This is a genomic window from Luteimonas chenhongjianii, from assembly GCF_002327105.1.
Lineage (GTDB): Bacteria > Pseudomonadota > Gammaproteobacteria > Xanthomonadales > Xanthomonadaceae > Luteimonas > Luteimonas chenhongjianii.
The window spans coordinates 2462690-2483892 of record NZ_CP023406.1 but is presented as its reverse complement, the minus strand read 5'-3'; the positions used below and the strand labels follow the sequence as shown (position 1 = coordinate 2483892).

The following is a 21203-nucleotide window of genomic DNA, read 5'->3' as shown; positions in this document are numbered from 1 at the left end:
GCCGAAGTCGTCCTGTCCATGGTTGCCTGCGGGCAGTGGCGCAGGTCTGATCATCGGCATCCCTCGTGGTTGCGAGGTTTGACCGGGCCGCGCTGCATCGCGATCGGACGCGCGCCCGCTTCGTGTCCAGACCGGGCTGTCGCGTGGCGTGCGCCGCGACACCTCCATTGCAATGAATCCGAGGAACCGATGATGTTCGACACCGCGCTTCAGCTCGACTGCAACGGCCGCGTGCTGCGTCTCGACGCGCCGCGGGTCATGGGTATCGTCAATGTCACGCCGGATTCGTTCTCCGACGGGGGCGCCCACGTGGACGCCGAGGCGGCGATCGCGCACGGCGTGCGGCTTGCGGAGGAGGGCGCGGACATCCTCGATGTCGGCGGCGAATCGACGCGGCCCGGCGCTGCCGAAGTGCCCGTGGCTGAAGAACTGCGGCGCGTGCTGCCGGTGATCGAGGGTCTGCGCGCGCGCACGGCGCTGCCGATCAGTATCGATACGTCCAAGCCGGAAGTCATGCGGTCGGCGGTCGCGGCGGGCGCCGGCATGATCAACGATGTCTACGGCCTGCGCCGCGAGGGCGCGCTCGAGACGGCCGCGTCGCTCGGCGTGCCGGTGGTGCTGATGCATATGCTCGGCGAGCCGCGCGACATGCAGGAGGCGCCGCAGTACGACGATGTGGTCGGCGATGTGCATCGCTTCCTCGCCGAACGCATCTTTGCCGCCGAGATGGCCGGGATCGCACGCAGACACATCCTTGTCGATCCCGGTTTCGGGTTCGGCAAGACCACGGCCCACAACATGGCGCTGCTGGCGCAGCTGCAGCGTGTCGCCGAACTGGGCGTGCCGGTGCTCGCCGGGTTGTCGCGCAAGCGCAGCATCGGCGAACTCACCGGGCGCGAGGTGGCGAGCGAGCGCGTGGCCGGGTCGGTGGCCGCGCACCTGATCGCGGTGCAGAACGGCGCGCGCCTGGTGCGCGTGCACGACGTCGCCGAGACGGTCGACGCGCTCAGGGTCTGGGCCGCGGTCGCCGCTGTACCGGTGCCGCGCGCGGCGTCCGCCAGGCCTGTAATCTGCTGGCCCGACGACGCCTGAAACCGGGCACCCGGGCTACGCCTGTAGAACGATGCGTTACCCTGTGCAGTCAGTTTCGCGCCGCCCGCCAGGGCGGCCGTTCGTTTCAGGAGGGGACAGATTCCAATGATGACTGCCAGCACGCCGCTGATCGTGACGTTCGTGATCTACCTGCTCGCCATGGTGCTGATCGGCGTCGTCGCCTGGCGTTCGACGCGTAATTTCGACGACTACATCCTGGGTGGGCGAAGCTTGGGTCCCGGCGTCACCGCGTTGTCCGCCGGCGCCTCCGACATGAGCGGTTGGCTGCTGATGGGCCTGCCCGGTGCCATGTACCTGGGCGGGGTATCTGAGTCCTGGATCGCGATTGGCCTGATCGTCGGTGCGTATCTCAACTGGCGGTATGTTGCCGGCCCGCTGCGCGTCTACACCGAGCGCACCGGCAATGCGCTGACGCTGCCCGACTTCTTCACCCATCGCTTCGAGGACCGCAGCCGCCTGCTGCGCGTGTTCTCGGCGCTGGTGATCCTGGTGTTCTTCGCCGTGTACTGCGCCTCGGGCGTGGTCGCCGGCGCGCGTCTGTTCGAGAGCGTGTTCGGCCTGCCGTATGCGCAGGCGATCTGGTGGGGCGCTGCGGTCACCATCCTCTATACGCTGATCGGCGGATTTCTCGCGGTGAGCTGGACCGATGTGGCCCAGGGCACGCTGATGCTGTTCGCACTGATACTCGCGCCGGTGATCGTCTACATGAATACCGGGGGCTTCGAATCGAGCATCGAGCTGATCCGGAGTGTCGATGCCACGCGGCTGTCGTGGACCCGCGATGGCGCGCTCGGCGCGGTCGGGCTGATCTCGCTGCTCGCATGGGCGCTGGGCTACTTCGGCCAGCCGCACATCCTGGCGCGCTTCATGGCGGCCGACAGCGTGCACTCCATTCCGGCCGCGCGCCGGATCGGCATGACCTGGATGATCCTGTGCCTGCTCGGCGCGTTGCTGGTCGGTTTCCTCGGTATCGCGTATTTCCAGCAGCACCCGGAAGTCGCCGGGCCGGTCGAAGCCAATGCCGAGCGGGTGTTCATCACCCTCGTCGAGCTGCTGTTCAATCCCTGGGTGGCCGGTGTGATCCTGTCGGCGATCCTCGCCGCGGTGATGAGCACGCTGTCGAGCCAGCTGCTCGTGTGCTCAAGCGTGCTTTCTGAGGATTTCTATCGCGGTTTCGTGCGTCCGGGCGCCGGCCAGCGGGAGCTGATGTGGATCGGTCGGGCGAGCGTGCTGCTTGTGGCGCTGGTCGCGCTGTGGCTGGCGCGCGATCCGGAGAGCCGAGTGCTCGGACTCGTCTCGTATGCCTGGGCAGGCTTCGGGGCGGCGTTCGGTCCGGTGGTGCTGCTGTCGCTGTTCTGGGGTCGCATGACCCGCAATGGCGCTCTGGCGGGCATGCTGCTCGGCGCGGTCACCGTTGTGGCGTGGAAGCAGATCGCGGTCGAGCGCATGGGCTCGAACCTCTACGAGATCGTCCCGGGGTTCGCGATCGGGCTGCTGGCGATCATCGTCGTGAGCCTGCTCGACAATGCCCCTTCGCAGAACGTGCGGGCCACCCACGAACAGGTGCGCCGGTCGCTGAGGGAAACCGGGTACTGAGCATGTTCGGCGCGTGTGCCGCCAGGACTTGCGCATGAGTGGCGATGCCGCCGCCGATCGTGCGCGCGCCATCGTGCTGATGGGTCCCACTGCGTCGGGCAAGACTGCGCTCGCGCTCGACTGGGCCGAGCGCTTCGGCGGCGAGATCGTCAGCGTCGATTCGGCGCTGGTTTACCGCGGCCTCGACATCGGCGCGGCCAAGCCGGATGCCGCCGAGCGCAGGCGCGTGCCGCACCACATGCTCGACCTGCGCGATCCCTGGCAGGCCTATTCGGCCGCCGAGTTTGCTGCCGACGCACGTCGCGCGGTCGAGGACATCCTCCACCGTGGGCGGGTGCCGATCCTGGCCGGCGGCACCGGGCTTTATTTCGCGGCGCTGCTCGATGGTCTCTCGCCGATGCCCGAGGCCGACCCGGCGACCCGCGCCGCGATCGCCGCCGAGGCGGCCGAACTGGGCTGGTCCGCACTGCATGCCCGGCTGGAAACGATCGATGCCGAAGCGGCCGCGCGTATCAAGCCGGGCGATGCGCAACGCATCCAGCGTGCGCTGGAGGTCCATCGGCTTACCGGCATCCCGATCAGCGAGTGGCAGCGACGCCCCACCGAATCGCCGCCGTTCCCGGCACAGGTGCTGTCGCTGGCGATCGCACCGGCCGACCGCGCCATCCTGCATGCGCGCATTGCCGCGCGGTTCGACGCGATGCTCGCCGCCGGGTTCCTCGACGAGGTGCGGCGCCTGCGCGCCATGCCGCAACTGCAGGCGCACCCGGCGCCGCTGGAGCTGCCCGCGATCCGCGCGGTCGGCTACCGCCAGGCCTGGGAGTTTCTCGACGGGCAGGGCGACGCCGCCACGTTCCGCGAACGCGGCATCGCTGCAACCCGGCAGCTGGCCAAGCGTCAGTTCACCTGGTTGCGGGGCCGCAGCGGCGCGCGCCTGTTCGACCCGGCAGCCCAGCGCGACGTGCTGGATGCGGAGGTCACTGCATTCCTGGGCCGTCGCCCAGGGTGAACGGCTGTGGTGGGTCTGCGGGCGAGCACTTCCACGCGGCCCGTTCCGGTCGTGATACGGGATCGCGATGACGTCCCCGATCCGGCGCGGCCTCCCGCCCCTGCGATGTTGCGCGGACGGCCCGCCGGTTGTGTACCATCGGCCGGTCGGCGACCCGGGGAGCGGGCGTCGGCCCCGCTGTCAGGCACATAACAACAACAACCACGCTGGGGAAACACCATGTCCAAGGGGCAATCTTTGCAGGACCCTTTCCTGAACGCACTGCGCCGTGAGCGCGTGCCCGTCTCGATTTACCTGGTCAACGGCATCAAACTGCAGGGCACGATCGAATCCTTCGATCAGTTCGTGGTGTTGCTGCGCAACACCGTGAGCCAGATGGTCTACAAGCACGCGATCTCCACCGTGGTGCCTGCGCGCAATGTGCGTGTCGCACCCGGCGGCGGCTTCGTCCAGTCCTCCGATGGCGAGGGCGGGGACGACGCGGCGGCCGAGACCGCCGACTGACCCAGAGCCAGAGGTAGATAAACACTTTGTTCGAACGCTCCCGGAAGGGTGAAAACGCGCTGCTGATCCAGCCCCATGCGCACGGGCCGGCCGACGAGGGTGCCCTGGAAGAATTCACCGAGCTGGCACGCTCGGCCGGTGCCAACGTAGCGGCGGTCATTCCCGCCCGCATCGACAAGCCCAACGCCGCCACGCTGTTCGGCAGCGGCAAGCTCGAAGAGGTGAAGGCGGCCGCCGACGCCACTGGCGCCGATCTCATTCTCGTCAATCACCGGCTCTCGCCCGGCCAGGAACGCAATCTCGAGAAATATCTCGAGCGCCGCGTGGTCGACCGCACCGGACTGATCCTCGACATCTTCGCCCAGCGCGCCCGCAGCCATGAAGGCAAGCTGCAGGTCGAGCTGGCGCAGCTCCGGCACATGGCCACGCGCCTGGTGCGCGGGTGGACCCACCTGGAGCGCCAGCGCGGTGGTTCGATCGGCCTGCGCGGTCCCGGCGAGACCCAGCTCGAGACCGACCGTCGACTGCTGCAGAAGCGGCTTGAACAGCTGCAGGCCCGGCTCGACAAGGTAGAAGTGCAGCGCACCCAGATGCGCCGCGCCCGCGTGCGCAGCGAGATGCCGCGTGTCGCCCTGGTCGGCTACACCAATGCAGGCAAGTCGACGCTGTTCAACACGCTTTCCGGCGCGGACGCCTATGCCGCCGACCAGCTCTTCGCCACGCTCGATCCCACCGTGCGCCGCGTGGACCTGTCGGGCGGCAGCATCGTGCTGGCCGACACGGTCGGCTTCGTTCGCGACCTGCCGCACGAACTCGTCGCCGCATTCCGCTCCACCCTGAGCGAGGCGCGCGAGGCCGACCTGCTGCTGCACGTCATCGACGCTGCGGATCCGCTGCGCAACGAGCGCATCGCCCAGGTGGACGCGGTGCTGAGCGACATCGGCGCCGGCGATCTGCCGCAGCTGCTGGTGTTCAACAAGATCGACCGCATCGAAGGTGCCACGCCGCGTTACGACCTCGATCCCAATGCGCTCTCCGACGATGCCGTGCGCGAGAGCGTCTGGATCTCGGCGCGCGACGGGCTGGGCCTTGATCTGCTTTCGCATGCGCTGGCACGTCGCCTCGGCATCCGCCGCATCGTCGGCGAGCTGCGCCTGCCGCCCGAAGCGGGCCGTCTGCATGCGCGTCTGCACGCGCTCGAAGGCGTGCGCACCGAAACGCTCGACGAAGACGGCTGGCTGCTGCAGGTGGATCTGGCCCATGCCGATGCCGCGCGCCTGGCCTCGCAGGAGAACGGCGAACCCCTGCGCGCGCTGCTGCCGCCCGACGAGGACGAGTTCGGCTGAGCGGCAGTTCGGGCCGGCCGCCTCGGCCTGCCCGTCGAAACCGGTGTTTTCCGGCCGCCCCGGCCCGCCGGGCTACCGGCTCCGCCGCATCCCCGGGTGCCGCCCACAACGGCGGCCTTCCCGTCACCCCTGCCGTGGCATACGTGCATACGCAGGACAGCGAGAGCCGGCCGGCGTCGCCTGAGAGAGGCGCCAGCCGGTTAGACTATGCGACCCCCGCGCCGCGCCGACGCAGGCTGCGCGCCCAGAACTGGAGCAGGCATGGCCTGGAACATTCCCGGCAACAACAAGGACAACGATTCTCCCGACCGCAAGGGCTCGGGGAATCAGGGCGACCGCAATCCGTGGCCGCCACGCCGTACCGGCGGCGGTGGTGGACGTGGAGGACGCGGCGGCGGTGGTGGTTTCGACCGCATCCTCGACCAGTTCCGCGGGCTCTTTGGCGGCGGCTTCGGGAGCGGCAATCCGCTGCGCTGGATCGCGGTCGTCGTGGTCATCGTGCTGCTGCTGAACTGTTTCGTGCTGGTGGGTGAAACCCAGCGCGGCGTGGTGCTGCGCTTCGGCGAAGTCGCCCGGGTGATGCAGCCGGGTCCGAACTTCAAGCTGCCGTGGCCGATCGAGCGCGTGATCAAGGTCGACGCGACCACGGTGCAGTCCTACAGCAATACCGTGCCGGTGCTGACCCGCGACGAGAACATCGTCGTCGTGTCGTTCAACGTGCAGTACCGCGTCGGTGACCCGGTGGAGTACCTGTTCGGTACCCGCAATCCACGCGAGATGCTCGAGCAGACCGCGCTCAGCGCCGTGCGCGAACAGATCGGCCGGGTCAACCTGGACGCCGCCCTCAATGCGCGTGGCCCGATCTCGACCGCCGCCCAGGCCTCGTTGCAGGCATCGCTCGACAGCTACCGCACCGGCCTGATCGTCAACGAACTCAACCTGCAGGACGCGCGTCCGCCGGAAGAGGTCAAGGCCGCGTTCGACGAGGTCAACAGCGCCCAGCAGATCAATGAGCAGCTGGTCAAGGAAGCAGGCGCCTATGCGGCCAAGATCGTGCCCGAGGCCCGTGGTGAATCCGCCCGTATCCGCGCGCAGGCCGAAGGCTACAAGACCGCCGAGATCGCCCGCGCCACCGGTGACGCGCAGCGCTTCAGCCTGCTGGTCGATGCCTATGCGAGCGCGCCTGAAGTCACCCGCAAGCGCTTGTGGCTCGACACCGTGCAGCAGGTGCTGGCCAACAACCACACGATCGTCGGCGGTGATGGCCGTCAGGTGATCTACGCCCCGCTGGGTGGGCAGGGCACCGGCAGCCAGTCCGCGCCGGCGCTGCTCCCGCCTGAAGCGCTGTCGCCAAGCACCGATGCCACGCGCGGCAGCAACACCAGCACCACCGCGCCGGCCCCGGCCGCGCGCAACCTGCCGCGCCCGCCGCGTGATGGAGCCAGCCGATGAGATTCAAGTTCGTCATTCCCCTGCTGATCATCGTGCTGCTGGGCCTGATGAGTTCGGTGTACGTGGTCCGCGAAGGTCAGGTCGCCCTGGTCCTCAACCTCGGTCGCGTGGCGCGGACGGATATCGGCCCGGGCCTGCACTTCAAGGTGCCGCTGATCGAGACCGCGCGCGTGTTCGACCGCCGCTTCGTTGCGACCGCGTTCTCGCCCGAACGCTCGCTGACCTCCGAGCGCAAGGACGTCAGCGTGGACTTCGTGGCCATCATCGCGATCAGCGACGTCGTCGCGTTCTACCGCGCGACCTCGGGCATCGAGGCCGACGCCAGCCTGCGCCTCGAACCCATCATCAAGAACTCGCTGCGCAACGAGATCAATGCCAACACGCTGACCGAGCTGGTCTCGGGCAACCGTTCGGAGTTCGTCGAGCGGCAGCTGCCGGCCATCAACGAAGCCGCCAAGTCGCTGGGCATGCGGATCATCGACATCCGCATCAAGCAGATCGACCTGCCGACCGACAGCCAGGTCATCCAGCAGGTCTACAACCGCATGCGCGCCGAACGCCAGGAAGTAGCCACGCGTCTGCGCGCCGAGGGCGAGGAGCGCGCGCGCGCGATCCGCGGCGAGGCGGATCGTGAGCAGACCGTGCTGCTGGCCGAGGCCGAGCGCGATGCGCAGACCCTGCGCGGTGAAGGCGACGCCGAGGCGACGCGCATCTACGGCCAGGCGGCCAGTCGGGATCCCTCGTTCTACGCGTTCCAGCGCAGTCTCGAGGCGTATCGCGCTGCGTTCGAGAAGGGCGAGAGCGTGATCGTGCTCGAGCGCAACGACCCCTTCCTGCAGTACATGCGCAGCGACCGTTGATGGCGCAACGCTGATGTCCGACCTGTGGGCGGCGCTGTGCCTGGTGTTCGTCGTCGAAGGTCTGATGCTCTTCGCTGCCCCGGGTTTCTGGAAGCGCAACGCCGAGCAGATGCTGGCGTTGCCGCTGTCAACGCTGCGCCGCATCGGCGCAGCGGTGCTGGCACTGGGGCTGGTCGCGCTTTATTTCGTGCGGGGCTGAGTCGACTTCGCCGACATGTCCGTGGGGCGAGCGCCGCGGTTGCCGTCGTTCCGTCGCCAGATGACTTCACACGCCATTGTCCTGCGGAGCAGCTTCACCCGGCACTGTTGCGTCGTCTTCTCCGTGAGGCCGGCGCGCGCAGCGCGGTGGGGGAGGGCGGGCTGACTCTGCGCATCTCCGAGGGATGTGAGCCGGTGGGCCTTTCGGCGCCGGGTATTTCCGGGCTCGTTACCTGGCTCCGCCTCCTGCCGTCGGTTGCCCTGACCCCAACCCCTCTCCCGGAGGGAGAGCGGTCAGAGCGGCGTGCTCCGCCGGCTCGGGTCTCCGATGCTCTACCAGCAGCTCTGCGCACAGGTCCCGCCTGCAGTTCTGAATCGGCCGCGGCGCCCAGACCCGTATCCCGGGCCAGCACCGCGCTGACGCTGTGCTGACCGGGGCTTCGCCGACGTCCGCTGCTTGCCCGCCCAGGCCCCCCCAGTCGGGCGCAACGGGTTCGGTCTCCCCTCACCAGATGTCGTCGCGGGTAGCGGAGTTGTCACGCGCCGCGGCGCCAAAGGGCCGCGGCGGCATCTGACCGCCCGTGAACCGCGCCCACAAAGCGGTGGCCGCGGTCACCCGTTATCCGGATAATGCGGAAAAGCCGGCCCGGCCAACTCGCTCGAGTGGACCGTCCGGCTTTTTCCGTGTCCGGCCCTGCGTGGCGGTCGTCTCCCCGATGGAGCGGCCAGCGTCCAGGCAAGGCAGGCCGGTCCTTTCCTGCGGCCCCGATGGCCGCAATGCGATACAGGAGTCATCGAGATGGGTCAGTCAGTGGTGGTAATCGGCGCTCAGTGGGGCGACGAGGGCAAGGGCAAGATCGTTGACCTGCTCACGCAGGACATCGGCGCCGTGGTGCGCTTCCAGGGCGGCCACAATGCCGGCCATACGCTGGTGATCGGCGGCAAGAAGACCGTCCTCCACCTGATTCCCTCCGGCATCCTGCGCGACGACGCGCTGTGCCTGATCGGCAACGGCGTGGTGCTGAGCCCGGCCGCGCTGATCAAGGAAATCGGTGAACTCGAAGGCGCCGGCGTCGAAGTGCGTTCGCGACTGAAGATCAGCCCGGCCACGCCGCTGATCATGCCCTACCACATTGCGCTGGATCAGGCCCGCGAAAAGGCCGCCGGCGGCAAGGCCATCGGCACCACCGGCCGCGGCATCGGTCCGGCGTACGAGGACAAGGTGGCGCGCCGCGGCATCCGCGTTGCCGACCTGCACTACCCGAAGCAGCTCGAGGAGCTGCTGCGCACCGCGCTCGATTACCACAACTTCGTGCTCACCAAGTACCTGGGCGTCGACGCGGTCGACTTCCAGCAGACCTACGACGAGGCGCTGGCGTTCGGCGAGTACGTCGAGCCGATGAAGAGTGACGTGGCCGGCATCCTTCACGACCTGCGCAAGCAGGGCAAGCGGGTGTTGTTCGAAGGTGCGCAGGGCGCGCTGCTCGACATCGACCACGGCACCTATCCCTATGTCACCAGCTCCAACACCACCGTCGGCGGCGCATTGGCCGGGACCGGCGTCGGCGCGGACGCGATCGACTACGTGCTCGGCATCGCCAAGGCCTACGCGACGCGCGTCGGCGGCGGTCCGTTCCCGACCGAGCTCGACGACGAGGTCGGCCAGGGCATCCGCGACCGCGGCCAGGAATACGGCGCCTCCACCGGGCGTCCGCGCCGCTGCGGCTGGATGGACATCGTCGCGCTCAAGCGCGCGGTGGCCATCAACGGCATCTCCGGCCTGTGCATCACCAAGCTCGACGTGCTCGACGGCATGAAGACGCTGAAGATCTGCATCGCCTACGAATACCGCGGCAAGCGCACCGAATACGCGCCGCTCGACGCCGGCGGCTGGGACGAGTGCACGCCCGTGTATCTCGAATTCCCGGGCTGGGACGAGAACACCCATGGCATCACCGAGTGGGAGAAACTGCCGCCTGCGGCCCGCGCCTACCTGCGCGCGCTCGAGGAGCTGGCGGGTTGCCCGGTCAGCATCGTGAGCACCGGCCCCGACCGTGCGCACACGATGGTGCTGCAGGATCCGTTCGCTTGATCGCAGGCGTTTTCATGCTGGAGAAAGCCCCGCGAAAGCGGGTTTTTTTCTGATGCAGCCGCTGAAGTATCTCGGCGGCTATCCGCCGGAGGTGCAGGCGCGCGTGCGCGAGCTCATCGCGCAGGACCGGCTGGGCACGGTGCTGAGCGCGAAGTACGCCGATGCGCATGCCGTGCGCAACGATGGCCAGCTCTATACCTACGTGCAGGCCCTGAAAGACCGCCACATGCGCAAGGCCGCGCCGCTGGGCAAGGTGGTCTTCGATGGAAAACTGCAGGTGATGAAGCATGCGCTGGGCACCCACACCACCATCTCCCGCGTGCACGGCGGCAGGCTCAAGGCCAGCCGCGAGATCCGCATCGCCAGTGTGTTCCGCGACGCGCCGGCGGATTTCCTGCGGATGATCGTGGTGCACGAGCTGGCGCACATGAAGGAAGCCGACCACAACAAGGCCTTCTACCAGCTGTGCACGCACATGGAGCCGGACTATCACCAGCTCGAATTCGACCTGCGCCTGTATCTGACGCATCTCGATGCCATGCGGGAGCAGTCGCGCAGCGACTGAGAGCTGCAGCCGAGCCAGCTCGCGTGGGGCGCGCGGACCGGCGGGTGATTCCTGCGCTCTTTCCGCTCGATCGGTCACGCACTGCAGATCGTGTCGAATGGATGGCGTTCCGGCACACGCGCCCCGTCGACACGCGCCCGTGCAGTATCGGCGCGAGGATTCCGCCATGAACCAGACCGCCTACAACACCATCCATGACCCTGGCGCCGCGCCCATCAAGCTGTGGACGCGCGGCGTGCCGCTGGAAGACGAGGCGCGCGAGCAGCTGCGCAACATCGCGAAGCTGCCGATCATCCATCGCCACATCGCGGTGATGCCCGACGTGCATCTGGGCAAGGGCGCGACCGTAGGTTCGGTGGTGCCGACGGTCGGTGCGATCATTCCCGCCGCAGTGGGCGTGGACATCGGCTGCGGCATGATCGCTGCGCGCACCACGCTGATGGCCGGCGACCTGCCGGACAGCCTGGCGGGCCTGCGTCAGGCGATCGAGCGCGCGGTGCCGCACGGGCGCGTCGCCGCGCGCGGCAAGCGCGATCCGGGGGCGTGGGCTTCGCCGCCCGAGCGCGCGATCGAAGGCTGGGCCACGCTGGCGCAGGGCTTCAGGCGCATCACCCACGCGCACCCGCGACTGGCAAAGACCAACAACCTGCATCACCTCGGCACGCTGGGCACCGGCAACCACTTCGTCGAGGTCTGCCTCGACGAGGCGCAGCGCGTGTGGTTCATGCTGCACTCGGGCTCGCGCGGCGTCGGCAATGCCATCGGCACGCACTTCATCGAACTCGCCAAGCAGGACATGGGCCGGCACATCGCCAACCTCCCCGACGTCGATCTGGCCTATCTGCGCGAGGGCAGCCAGCACTACGACGACTACGTGTTCGCGGTGGAGTGGGCGCAGCACTACGCGCGCATCAACCGCCAGATCATGATGCGCAACGCGGTCGATGCCGCGCGGCGGGTGATCGCAAAGCCATTCGAGGCGCAGGCTGAAGCGGTCAACTGCCACCACAACTACGTCAGCCGCGAGCATCACTTCGGCAAGGACATCTTCGTGACGCGCAAGGGCGCGGTGAGTGCGCGCAAAGGCGAGCTGGGCATCATTCCCGGCAGCATGGGCACGCGCAGTTACATCGTGCGCGGACTCGGCAATGCGGAAAGTTTCCACAGCTGCAGCCATGGCGCCGGCCGGGTGATGAGCCGCACGCGCGCGCGCAAGCTGATCTCGGTGGAGGCGCACGCGCGCGCCACCGCGCATGTCGAGTGCCGCAAGGATGCCGAGGTGGTCGACGAATCGCCGGCCGCCTACAAGTCGATCGAGGCGGTGATGGACGCGCAGAAGGACCTGGTGGAAGTGGTGCATACGCTGCGCCAGGTGGTCTGCGTCAAGGGCTGAGCGCGTCGCACCCGGCCTCCCGCCTGGACAGCAGCGTCGGCCTCTCGAGCGTGCTGCCTGTAATCGAGTTGGCGAACTGCGGCATCGCGTCGCCTACCGACGTCAGGCTTCCATTGCACGGCGAAGCGATGTCATCGCGCGAGGGAAGGGTGCCCGGCCGCGACCGTTGCGCCATTGCAGCCAGCCTCGAGCAGGCCAGTGACTCGCGCGAACGCGCTTATGGATCCTCGCCTGCCGGCAGGCCCGCCGCGCACCGCTCGAGCAGCGTGACCAGTTGGGTCTGCTCGGCAGGCTGCAGGCGGTCCAGCGCACTTTCGATCACGGTCTGCGCCAGCGCGGCGCCCCGCGTCACCCGGGCCAGGCCTTCGGCCGTGATCTGCAAGGACAGGCTGCGTGCCCGCGTGGGATGCGGCGCGCGGGTCACCAGCGCATCGCGGTCCAGGCGCCGCAGGATCTGGTGCATCGTCTGCGGCGACACCCCCGCCAGTCGCGCCAGTTCCGCGTTCGAGGCACCGGGGCGCTCGGCCAGCAGCATCAGGGTGAGCGCCTGCGGGCGGGTGAGTTCCATGCCATCGGCGCGCAGGCGCTCGTCGATCGCGGCGGTCAGCCCGGCGTGCAGGTGCTTGAGCTGCAGGCCCATCCGGTAGGCCAGCGACTCGCGCAGCCGCTGCAGGGTGTCGATCTGGTGCTTCTTGGGCATCTTGGCGCCGCCGTCACTCCGGAGTTATCAGTAGGCTGATAGTTTTGCGGGCTCCTCGATCCTGCCCGCCCTGATGCAAAACCATCTTCGACTCCTGTCGCTTTCCGGATTGCTGGCCCTGGCCGCGTGTGGCGATGGCGCTCCGCCCGAACCCACAGCGAGCCTGACCGTAAGCCTGGCTACGCCACAACATCGTGAAGTGACCCGCGAAGTGGTCGCATCCGGCGCGGTGGCAGCGTGGGAGGAAGTATCGGTGGGCGTCGAGCTGTCGGGCCTGCGCGTGTCCAGCGTGGAGGTCGAAGTGGGCAGCGAGGTGGCCGCGGGCGATGTGTTGTTGCGGGTGGACGATCGCACGTTGGACTCGCAGCTGGCGCAGTCCGAAGCCTCGGTGCGCGAGGCGCAGACCAACCTCGAAACCGCGCGCCGTCGCGCCGGACGCGTGCGCGAACTCGCCGGCGAACAACTGGTCGCGCTGCAGGATGCAGAGCAGGCCGAGGCCGAGCGCGACAACGCGCAGGCGCGCCTCAACACCGCGATCGCCAGCCGCGATGCCGCGCGCGTGCAGCGCGATTTCACCGTGGTGCGCGCACCGGTGGCTGGCGTGGTGTCGGCGCGCAGCGTGCAGCCGGGACAGGTGGTGGGCGGCGGCGAACTGCTGCGGCTGATTCGCGATGGTCGGCTGGAGTGGCGCGCCGAGCTCGCCGAGGGCGACCTGCTGCGCGTGGGCCCGGGCACGCAGGTGCAGGTGGACACGCCGGTCGGCCCGGTGCCCGGCACCGTGCGCACGGTATCGCCCGGGCTGGACGCGCAGCGCCGTACCGGCACCGTCTACGTGGACCTGCCCGATCCCGGTCCGCTGCGCGCGGGCATGTTCGCCCAGGGCCGGCTGGCGCTCGGCCGCGCGCAGGCGCTGCTGGTGCCCATCGAAGCCGTCGTGCGCCGCGACGGCCGCGCCTATGTGTTCACCGTGGCGGACGACAACCGCGTGCGCGAACAGGCGGTATCGGTCGGCGCGACGCATGGCGACATGATCGAAGTGGGCGAAGGCCTGACCGTGGCCGACCGCGTGGTCGCGCGCGGCGCGGGCTTCCTCGGCGACGGCGACCTGGTGCGCGTGGTCGACAGCGCGAGCGCGGCCGACGCGGCGAATGCTCCGCCCGGCAGCGCTCCACGCCCCGCGCCGGCGGCCTCCGCCGATCCCGCAGGTGCCGGCGCCACGCGCGAGGCCACCCGTGACGCCGCCAGTGGAAACCTTGCCGAATGAACTTCTCCGCCTGGTCGATCCACCGTCCGCTGCCGGCGATCCTGGTCTTTATCCTGCTCACCGCGGCCGGTCTCGTCGCCTTCAACCGGCTGGCCGTCTCGCAGTTCCCGGACCTCACCGTGCCGGTGGTCAACGTCACCGTGGTGCTGCCCGGCGCCAGCCCCAGCACGCTGGAAACCCAGGTGACCCGGCGGATCGAGGATGCCACCGCCAGCATCCCGGGGCTGCGCAACATGGCCTCGATCGTCAACGAGGGCACCTCCACCACCATCCTCAATTTCGAGATCGAGAAGGACGGCACCATCGCCAAGGACGAGGTGCGCGACGCCATTGACCGTGTGCGTATCGATCTGCCGGCCGATGTCGAGCCGCCGATCGTCTCGCTGGTCAACGTCACCGGCGGCGACATGCTCACCTATGCCGTCACTGCCGATGGCTGGAGCGACGAGGAGCTCAGCTGGTTCATCGATGACGCCGTGTCCAAGCGGCTGTTCGCCGTGTCCGGCGTGGGCACCGTGCGGCGCATCGGCGGCGTCGACCGCGAAATCCGCGTGGACCTGCGGCCCGAGGCCGTGCAGGGCTTCGGCGTGAGCCCGGCGCTGATCAGCCAGCAGCTGGCGCGCATCCAGCAGGAACAGCCGGGCGGGCGCACCACCGTGGGCGGCAGCGAGCAGGCGGTGCGCACACTGGGCACGGTGGAGACCGCCGCCGATCTCGCCGATTTCCCGATCTCCATGCCCGACGGGCGCAGCGTGCGCCTGTCCACGCTGGCGACGGTGAGCGACGGCAACGCCACCCTCAGCCAGCGCACCACGCTCGACGGCCGGCCGGTGATCGGCTTCGCCGTGCAGCGCACCACCGGCTCGAGCGAAGTGGACGTGGGCAATGCCGTGCGCGCCACCGTTGCGGAACTGCAGCAGCAGCAACCGCGCGTGCGCATGGTCGAGGTGGCGTCGAGCACCGAAGTGGCCGAGAACTCCTACCGCTCCTCGATGCACATGCTCTACGAGGGCGCCGCGCTTGCGGTGGCGGTGGTGTTCTTCTTCCTGCGCGACGTGCGCGCCACGCTGATCTCGGCGGTCGCGCTGCCGCTGTCGATCATTCCCACGTTCGCGGTGATGTACTGGCTGGGTTTCAGCCTCAACATGATCACGCTGCTGGCACTGGCCGTGGTGGTGGGCATTCTGGTGGACGACGCCATCGTGGAGGTGGAGAACATCGACCGCCATCTACGCATGGGCAAGAGTCCCCAGCAGGCCGCACTGGAGGCGGCCGACGAGATCGGCCTGGCGGTAATTGCGACTTCGTGCACGCTGGCGGCGGTGTTCATCCCGGTGGCGTTCATGCCGGGCATTCCCGGCAAGTTCTTCCGCGAGTTCGGCTGGACCGCCGCGGCCGCGGTGATGTTCTCGCTGCTGGTGGCACGCCTGATCACGCCGATGATGTCGGCCTATCTGCTCAAGCCGCTGCCCGAGCACAAGGGCGATTCGAAGCTGATGAAGTGGTACCTGCGCATGGTCGATCGGGCGCTGCGTTACCGAAACCGAACGCTGGCGATCGCGCTGGGCATCTTCATCGGCTCACTGGCGCTGCTGCCGCTGCTGCAGGTGACCTTCATCCCGCCTGCCGACGGCATCCAGAGCAACGTACTGATCGAGCTGCCCCCGGGCACCTCGCTCGACACCACGGCGGAGGTTGCGGAAACCGCGCGCCAGCGCATCGCCGACATCCCCGAGATCACGCATGTCTTCGTCACCGCCGGCAGCAACTCCGGCGCCAACGGTCCGGCCGGCGACCTCACCAGCGCCGAGCTGCGCAAGGCCACGCTGACCATCCGCTGGAACGACGACCGCAAACTCAACCAGTACGAGCTGGAATCGCAGGTCCGCGAACGCCTGGCCGATCTGCCCGGTGTGCGCCTGAGTTTCCAGGGCGGCGAACCCGGTCGCGCACTCCAACTGGTGCTGGCCGGCGACGATCCGGTGAACCTGGCCTCGGCCGCGCGCGATGTGGAACGCGAGATCCGCCAACTGCCCGGCCTCGGCACCGTGGGCTCGTCGGCCGCGCTGGTGCGTCCGGAGATCATCGTGCGCCCCGATCCCGCGCGCGCGGCCGATCTGGGCGTCTCCACCGCCGACATCGCCGCCACCACGCGCGTGGCGACCCGCGGTGATTACGAGCAGTTCCTGGCCAAGCTCAATCTGCCCGAGCGCCAGGTGCCGATCCGCGTGCAGCTCGACGAGCGTGCGCTGTCGGACCCGACGCTGCTCGGCCAGCTGCGCGTGCCCACCGCCAGTGGCGGCAGCGTGCCGTTGTCTTCGGTGGCGGACATCAGCACCGCCAGCGGCCCCTCGCAGATCGACCGCTTCGACCGCCGCCGCAATGTCACCATCACCGTGGATCTCAACGGCATGGCGATGGGCGAGGTGGAAAAGCAGATCGACGCGCTGCCTTCCATCACCAATCTGCCGCCGGGCGTCGAGCGCCAGGCCGCGGGCGACAGCGAGATCTTCGCCGAGATGTTCGGCGGCTTCGCCATGGCCATGGTGGCCGGCATCTTCTGCGTCTATGGCGTGTTGCTGCTGCTCTTCAACCATGCCAGCCAGCCCATCACCATCCTGGTCGCCGTGCCGCTGGCTGCCGCTGGCGCCTTCGGCGCGCTGCTGATCACCGGTCTCGACATCTCGCTGTCGGTGCTGATCGGCCTGATCCTGCTGATCGGCATCGCGGTGAAGAACTCCATCCTGCTGGTGGACTACGCCGTCATGGCCGAAGGGCAGGGCATGGGCCGCCATGAGGCACTGATGGACGCCTGCCACAAGCGCGCCCGCCCGGTGATCATGACCACCCTGGCGATGGGCGCCGGCATGATGCCCATCGCGCTCGGTTTCACCGCCGATTCCAGTTTCCGCATGCCGCTCGCCGTTGCAGTGATCGGCGGCCTGATCACGTCCACCGTGCTCAGCCTGATCGTGGTGCCGGCGGCATTCACGCTGGTGGATGATGCAGAGGCTTGGGTGGTGTCGAAGTTCCGCCGCGGCGGGCGCACGGACGGCAGCGCCACCGCATAGCGCCGGGCGACGCGTGGCGCCGAGCACCTGCGGCATACTCGGCCCACGACGGTGCGGCACGCCGGGAGTGGCTGGCCGCCGCCCGGGGTGCCGCTTCCGCCGCAGGTTCCCCGGTCCGCTTTCCGGCCCTTGCTAGGAGAACGTCATGTCAGAAACGCTCTGGGTGTTGCTGGCGCTGATCCTGCTGGTGCCCACGCTGATGGTGGGCGTGTTGCGGCTGGGGCTGAAGAAGGATCCGTCCGCCATCAACGGGTGGGGCGGCGTGCTGTTCGCGGCGATCACCTTCGCCGTCGCGATCTGGATCATCCTCGACCGGGTGTCCTGAGGCCGCCTGCGGCCGATCATCGTGTCGCTCTCGTGTCGGTGCCCGCCAGGACCGGTCGCGCCACCGGTCCGGGAAGGCGCTACGGCCTTCCCATTGGAGTGAAGCGTCGCTGCCGCGGTGTCGGCGAGGCTGCGCGTTGTCCCAGCGCCGAAGCACCCTGAGGAGCCCCGGCCTGTGGTTCTCAACGGCGGGCGAGCATCCGTTGCAGCACGATCCCCACGATCATTGCCGGCACGAACCACAACGCTTCGCTCGAGCCCGCGCCCAGGCCCGCCAAGGCCGGGCCGGGACAGTAACCGGCCAGACCCCAGCCGATCCCGAACAGCCCCGCGCCGGTCAGCAGGCGGGCGTCGATCCGGCTCGATTCCGGCAGGCGGAAGCCGTCTGCGAACAGCGGGTGCCCGCGCCGCAGCACCGGGCGGAACAGCAGCAGGGTCGTGGCGACCGCGCCGCCGAGCACGAAGGCGAGGGTGGGGTCGAAATCTCCGGTGACGTCGAGGAAGCCGAGGATGCGCCGCGCATCGGTCATGCCCGACAGCGCCAGACCCACGCCGAACAGCGCGCCTGAGGCGAGAGCGGCGGCGAGGATGCGCTTCATGCCCAGCCCCACACATGGCGCACCAGCCAGGTCGTGACCACCGCTGTCGCCATGAAGGTCAGCACCGCCGCCAGCGAGCGCTTCGACAGCCGGCCCAGGCCGCAGACGCCGTGCCCGCTGGTGCAGCCGTTGCCCATGCTGGCGCCGAAACCCACCAGCAGGCCCGCCGCGATCAGCAATACGGGCGGGAAGCCCGTGCGCGGCGTGGCGATGCCCGGCAGCAGCGCGATCGCCGCCCCGCCAGCGATCACCAGCCCGGCGAGGAACGCGATCCGCCAGGCCACTTCACCGCGAACCGGAAACAGCACGCCGCCCAGGATGCCGCTGACGCCGGCCACGCGTCCGTTGAGCCACAGCAGCAACGTGGCGGCGAGGCCGATCAGTACGCCGCCCGCGAGTGCGAGCAGCCAAGTCGTGGTCATGCTGGATCTCCGAACTGGTCGAGCGGCAGGCGCAGGTAGCGCACGCCGTTGGACTCCGGCGGCGGCAGGTCGCCGCCACGGATGTTGACCTGCAGCGCCGGGAGGATGAGCCTGGGGACGGGGAGCCCGGCATCGCGCGCCTCGCGCATGCGCACGAAGGCCTCTTCCGCCACTTCGCCGCCCAGGTGCACGTTGTGCTCGCGCTGGGCGGCGATCGTGGTCTGGGCGCGCGGCGCGCGGCCGTCGGGCGGGTAGTCGTGGCACAGGAACACGCGGGTCTCGCCCGGCAGCGCGAACAGCCGGCGGATCGAGCGGTACAGCGTGGCCGCATCGCCGCCCGGAAAGTCCGCGCGCGCGGTGCCGGTGTCGGGCGCGAACATGGTGTCGCCGATGAAGGCCGCATCGCCGATCACGTAGCTCAGGCTGTCGGCGGTGTGGCCGGGGGTGGCGATCACGCGCCCGGACAGGTCGCCGATGGCGAAGGTGTCGCCGTCGGCGAACAGGTGGTCGAACTGGCGCCCGTCGACGGGGAACGAATCCTCCAGGCCGAACACCGTCTTGAACTGCGCTTGCACCCCGCAGATGCCACGGCCGATGGCGACCTTCGCGCCGGTCCTGTCACGCAGCCAGGCGGCTGCGGAGAGGTGGTCGGCATGGGCATGGGTCTCGAGGATCCATTCGACCGCGAGGCGCCGCTGCGCCACGAAGTCGAGCAGCCGCTGCGCCGAGTCGAACACCGTGTGCGCGCTGGCCGGATCGAAGTCCATCACCGGATCGACGATGGCCGCATGCCCGCCCTCGCGGTCGTACACCACGTGCGAGAAGGTGGCCGTGGGTGGATCGTAGAAGCTCTCCACCAGGGGGTTCATCCCGGGCTTCCCATCTAATTTAGTAAAGTCTAAAGTAGTGATGCCCGCCACCACCTGTCAAGCGAGCCCGCCGCCGATGCCAAGCTCCGCCACCACGCCAGCCCATGCCGATGTCGCGTTGCCCGACATGGCCGCCCACGCAAGCGAGGCGGCCGCGCTGCTCAAGGCGCTGGCCCACCCGGCGCGGCTGCTGGTGCTGTGCCAGCTGGTGGAAGGCGAGCGCACGGTGGGCGAGCTGCAGCCGGCCACCGGGCTGGGGGCGTCCGCGCTGTCGCAGCACCTGGCGGTGCTGCGCGAGATGGCGCTGGTCCACACCCGGCGCGAGGCCCAGTCGATCCACTACTCGCTCGCCGACGGCCCGGCCCTGGGCGTGCTCGAGGCGCTGCATGCGGCCTATTGCGGCCACGGCCCCTCTGCCGCATGACCGCAGCTGACATCAGCAGCTGTCCGTCGCCGCCATCGCTCCAGCGACGCTGGAAGCCGGATCGCGGAAGCGGGTCGCCCTTCCGAAGCTGAGCCGGCCGCGCAGGCAGGTCAGCGCCGTCGGGCAGGGCGATGCCGCCCACGTTGTGCATGCCCGGCTCACGCAGGCACTGGTCCAGCGTGACGTACAGGCGTGGGCCACGGCCGCGGCACGTACGCGGCGGCTGCGATCCCGCCGGGCTGCGGTCAGCCCGTCGCGCCGACCACCTCGCCGTCTTCCTTGGTGAAGGGCTGCGTCAGCGGCGGCAGGATCTCCAGCACCACCTCCGATGGCCGGCAGAGCCGGGTGCCGCTGTCGGTCACCACGAACGGGCGGTTGATCAGCACCGGGTGGGCCAGCATCGCGTCGAGCAGCTGGTCGTCGGTCAGCGCCGGATCATCCAGACCAAGCGCGTCGTAGGGCGTGCCCTTGCGGCGCAGCGCGTCGCGCACGCCGATGCCGGCGGCCGCGATCATCGCGCTGAGCTGCCCGCGCAGCGGGGGATCACGCAGGTACTCGATCACCGTCGGCTCGATGCCGGCATGGCGGATCAGCGCCAGCGTGTTGCGCGAGGTGCCGCAGGCAGGGTTGTGGAAGATGGTCGCGTCCATGGGGGCCTCAGGTCTCGGTGGAAGTGGCGGCAGCGGCAAGGGTTGCCGCGGCGAGGTCACCCTTGCGCTCGCTGTAGCGGCTGGTCAGGTAGTCGCTGTGGCCGCGCACCAGCAGGGTGAACTTCACCAGCTCCTCCATCACGTCGACCACGCGGTCGTAGAGGGCCGAGGGCTTCATGCGCCCGGCCTCGTCGAATTCCTGCCAGGCCTTGGGCACCGACGACTGGTTGGGGATGGTGACCATGCGCATCCAGCGCCCGAGCACGCGCATCGCGTTGACCGCGTTGAACGACTGCGAGCCACCACTGACCTGCATCACCGCCAGCGTGCGGCCCTGGGTCGGGCGCATGCCGCCTTCTTCCAGCGGCAGCCAGTCGATCTGGTTCTTGAACACCGCGGTGAGGGTGCCGTGGCGCTCCGGGCTCACCCACACCTGGCCCTCGGACCACATGGCCAGCGCACGCAGTTCCTGCACCTTCGGGTGATCCGGCTCGCAGCTGCCCTGCACGGGCAGATCCCGCGGATCGAACACGCGCGTCTCGGCGCCGAAGTGGCGGAGCAGGCGTTCGGCCTCCAGCGCCAGCTTGCGGCTGTAGGACTCCGGGCGCAGCGAGCCGTAGAGGATCAGGATCCGCGGCGGATGGCCGCCAGCCACCCCGAGGCGGCCGGCATCCGGCACCTCGGAGGCAGCGGGCACGATGTTGGGCAGGTCGTCGGGGGTTGCGGTGATTGCGCGTTCGAAATTCATTCGA

General features: G+C 69.1%; 21 protein-coding genes. 15 read left to right on the top strand and 6 right to left on the bottom strand.

Features of this window, described 5'->3' with window-relative positions:
* Nucleotides 1-192: 192 nt before the first annotated feature.
* From folP to CNR27_RS11250, 11 genes are all read left to right on the top strand, one after another.
* Nucleotides 193-1092 carry a dihydropteroate synthase gene (gene folP / locus CNR27_RS11300; protein ID WP_096300591.1) on the top strand — a complete coding sequence of 300 codons (900 nt, stop codon included), beginning with the start codon at nt 193-195 and terminating at the stop codon, nt 1090-1092.
* 105 nt (nt 1093-1197) lie between these two features.
* Nucleotides 1198-2709: a sodium/proline symporter PutP gene (gene putP, locus CNR27_RS11295; protein WP_245815613.1), complete on the top strand. Its 1512-nt coding sequence runs from the start codon at nt 1198-1200 to the stop codon at nt 2707-2709.
* Nucleotides 2710-2743: 34 nt separating this feature from the next.
* Nucleotides 2744-3718 carry a tRNA (adenosine(37)-N6)-dimethylallyltransferase MiaA gene (miaA, locus tag CNR27_RS11290; RefSeq protein WP_096298846.1) on the top strand — a complete coding sequence of 325 codons (975 nt, stop codon included), beginning with the start codon at nt 2744-2746 and terminating at the stop codon, nt 3716-3718.
* A gap of 219 nt (nt 3719-3937) precedes the next feature.
* Nucleotides 3938-4222 (top strand): RNA chaperone Hfq, encoded by a 285-nt coding sequence (gene hfq, locus CNR27_RS11285; RefSeq protein WP_096298844.1) that lies wholly within the window; start codon nt 3938-3940, stop codon nt 4220-4222.
* Between the two features lie 26 nt (nt 4223-4248).
* The gene (gene hflX / locus CNR27_RS11280) at nt 4249-5568 is read left to right on the top strand and encodes a ribosome rescue GTPase HflX (RefSeq protein WP_096298842.1); all 1320 of its coding nucleotides are present in this window, start codon (nt 4249-4251) and stop codon (nt 5566-5568) included.
* A gap of 261 nt (nt 5569-5829) precedes the next feature.
* Nucleotides 5830-7020: an FtsH protease activity modulator HflK gene (hflK, locus tag CNR27_RS11275; RefSeq protein ID WP_096298840.1), complete on the top strand. Its 1191-nt coding sequence runs from the start codon at nt 5830-5832 to the stop codon at nt 7018-7020.
* On the top strand, nt 7017-7880 hold the full coding sequence (gene hflC / locus CNR27_RS11270) for a protease modulator HflC (RefSeq protein WP_096298838.1): 864 nt from the start codon (nt 7017-7019) through the stop codon (nt 7878-7880). Before hflK ends, hflC begins: the two co-directional genes overlap by 4 nt.
* 13 nt (nt 7881-7893) lie before the next feature.
* Nucleotides 7894-8079 carry a DUF2065 domain-containing protein gene (locus CNR27_RS11265; protein ID WP_096298836.1) on the top strand — a complete coding sequence of 62 codons (186 nt, stop codon included), beginning with the start codon at nt 7894-7896 and terminating at the stop codon, nt 8077-8079.
* 798 nt (nt 8080-8877) lie between these two features.
* Nucleotides 8878-10170 (top strand): adenylosuccinate synthase, encoded by a 1293-nt coding sequence (locus tag CNR27_RS11260; RefSeq protein ID WP_096298834.1) that lies wholly within the window; start codon nt 8878-8880, stop codon nt 10168-10170.
* A gap of 52 nt (nt 10171-10222) precedes the next feature.
* On the top strand, nt 10223-10735 hold the full coding sequence (locus CNR27_RS11255) for a M48 metallopeptidase family protein (RefSeq protein WP_096298832.1): 513 nt from the start codon (nt 10223-10225) through the stop codon (nt 10733-10735).
* Nucleotides 10736-10901: 166 nt separating this feature from the next.
* Nucleotides 10902-12128 (top strand): RtcB family protein, encoded by a 1227-nt coding sequence (locus tag CNR27_RS11250; protein ID WP_096298830.1) that lies wholly within the window; start codon nt 10902-10904, stop codon nt 12126-12128.
* 217 nt (nt 12129-12345) lie between these two features.
* On the opposite strand, the gene CNR27_RS11245 is transcribed toward CNR27_RS11250, so the two are convergent.
* Nucleotides 12346-12828 (bottom strand): MarR family winged helix-turn-helix transcriptional regulator, encoded by a 483-nt coding sequence (locus CNR27_RS11245; protein WP_096298828.1) that lies wholly within the window; start codon nt 12826-12828, stop codon nt 12346-12348.
* Between the two features lie 73 nt (nt 12829-12901).
* Here CNR27_RS11245 and CNR27_RS11240 point away from each other — a divergent pair, with 73 nt between their 5' ends.
* The 3 genes from CNR27_RS11240 to CNR27_RS11230 all read left to right on the top strand — a co-directional run bounded on the left by CNR27_RS11240 (nt 12902) and on the right by CNR27_RS11230 (nt 17488).
* Nucleotides 12902-14092 (top strand): efflux RND transporter periplasmic adaptor subunit, encoded by a 1191-nt coding sequence (locus CNR27_RS11240; protein ID WP_255409771.1) that lies wholly within the window; start codon nt 12902-12904, stop codon nt 14090-14092.
* Nucleotides 14089-17163, top strand: coding sequence for an efflux RND transporter permease subunit (locus tag CNR27_RS11235; RefSeq protein ID WP_096298824.1), 3075 nt, complete (start codon nt 14089-14091; stop codon nt 17161-17163). Before CNR27_RS11240 ends, CNR27_RS11235 begins: the two co-directional genes overlap by 4 nt.
* A gap of 145 nt (nt 17164-17308) precedes the next feature.
* Nucleotides 17309-17488 carry a hypothetical protein gene (locus CNR27_RS11230; protein WP_096298822.1) on the top strand — a complete coding sequence of 60 codons (180 nt, stop codon included), beginning with the start codon at nt 17309-17311 and terminating at the stop codon, nt 17486-17488.
* Nucleotides 17489-17669: 181 nt separating this feature from the next.
* Here the strand turns inward: CNR27_RS11230 and CNR27_RS11225 are convergent, their stop codons facing one another.
* From CNR27_RS11225 to CNR27_RS11215, 3 genes are read right to left on the bottom strand one after another with little or no spacing between them, the layout of a single operon-like run.
* Nucleotides 17670-18086 carry a DUF6691 family protein gene (locus CNR27_RS11225; protein WP_096298821.1) on the bottom strand — a complete coding sequence of 139 codons (417 nt, stop codon included), beginning with the start codon at nt 18084-18086 and terminating at the stop codon, nt 17670-17672.
* Nucleotides 18083-18508 carry a YeeE/YedE family protein gene (locus tag CNR27_RS11220; RefSeq protein ID WP_096298819.1) on the bottom strand — a complete coding sequence of 142 codons (426 nt, stop codon included), beginning with the start codon at nt 18506-18508 and terminating at the stop codon, nt 18083-18085. Before CNR27_RS11220 ends, CNR27_RS11225 begins: the two co-directional genes overlap by 4 nt.
* Nucleotides 18505-19377: an MBL fold metallo-hydrolase gene (locus CNR27_RS11215; RefSeq protein ID WP_096298817.1), complete on the bottom strand. Its 873-nt coding sequence runs from the start codon at nt 19375-19377 to the stop codon at nt 18505-18507. Before CNR27_RS11215 ends, CNR27_RS11220 begins: the two co-directional genes overlap by 4 nt.
* A gap of 76 nt (nt 19378-19453) precedes the next feature.
* On the opposite strand from CNR27_RS11215, the gene CNR27_RS11210 reads away from it, so the two are divergent.
* On the top strand, nt 19454-19801 hold the full coding sequence (locus CNR27_RS11210) for an ArsR/SmtB family transcription factor (RefSeq protein ID WP_245815612.1): 348 nt from the start codon (nt 19454-19456) through the stop codon (nt 19799-19801).
* Between the two features lie 245 nt (nt 19802-20046).
* Here the strand turns inward: CNR27_RS11210 and arsC are convergent, their stop codons facing one another.
* Nucleotides 20047-20451, bottom strand: coding sequence for an arsenate reductase (glutaredoxin) (gene arsC / locus CNR27_RS11205; protein ID WP_096298813.1), 405 nt, complete (start codon nt 20449-20451; stop codon nt 20047-20049).
* A 7-nt stretch (nt 20452-20458) separates the two neighbouring features.
* On the bottom strand, nt 20459-21199 hold the full coding sequence (arsH, locus tag CNR27_RS11200; protein ID WP_096298811.1) for an arsenical resistance protein ArsH: 741 nt from the start codon (nt 21197-21199) through the stop codon (nt 20459-20461).
* Nucleotides 21200-21203: the final 4 nt, after the last annotated feature.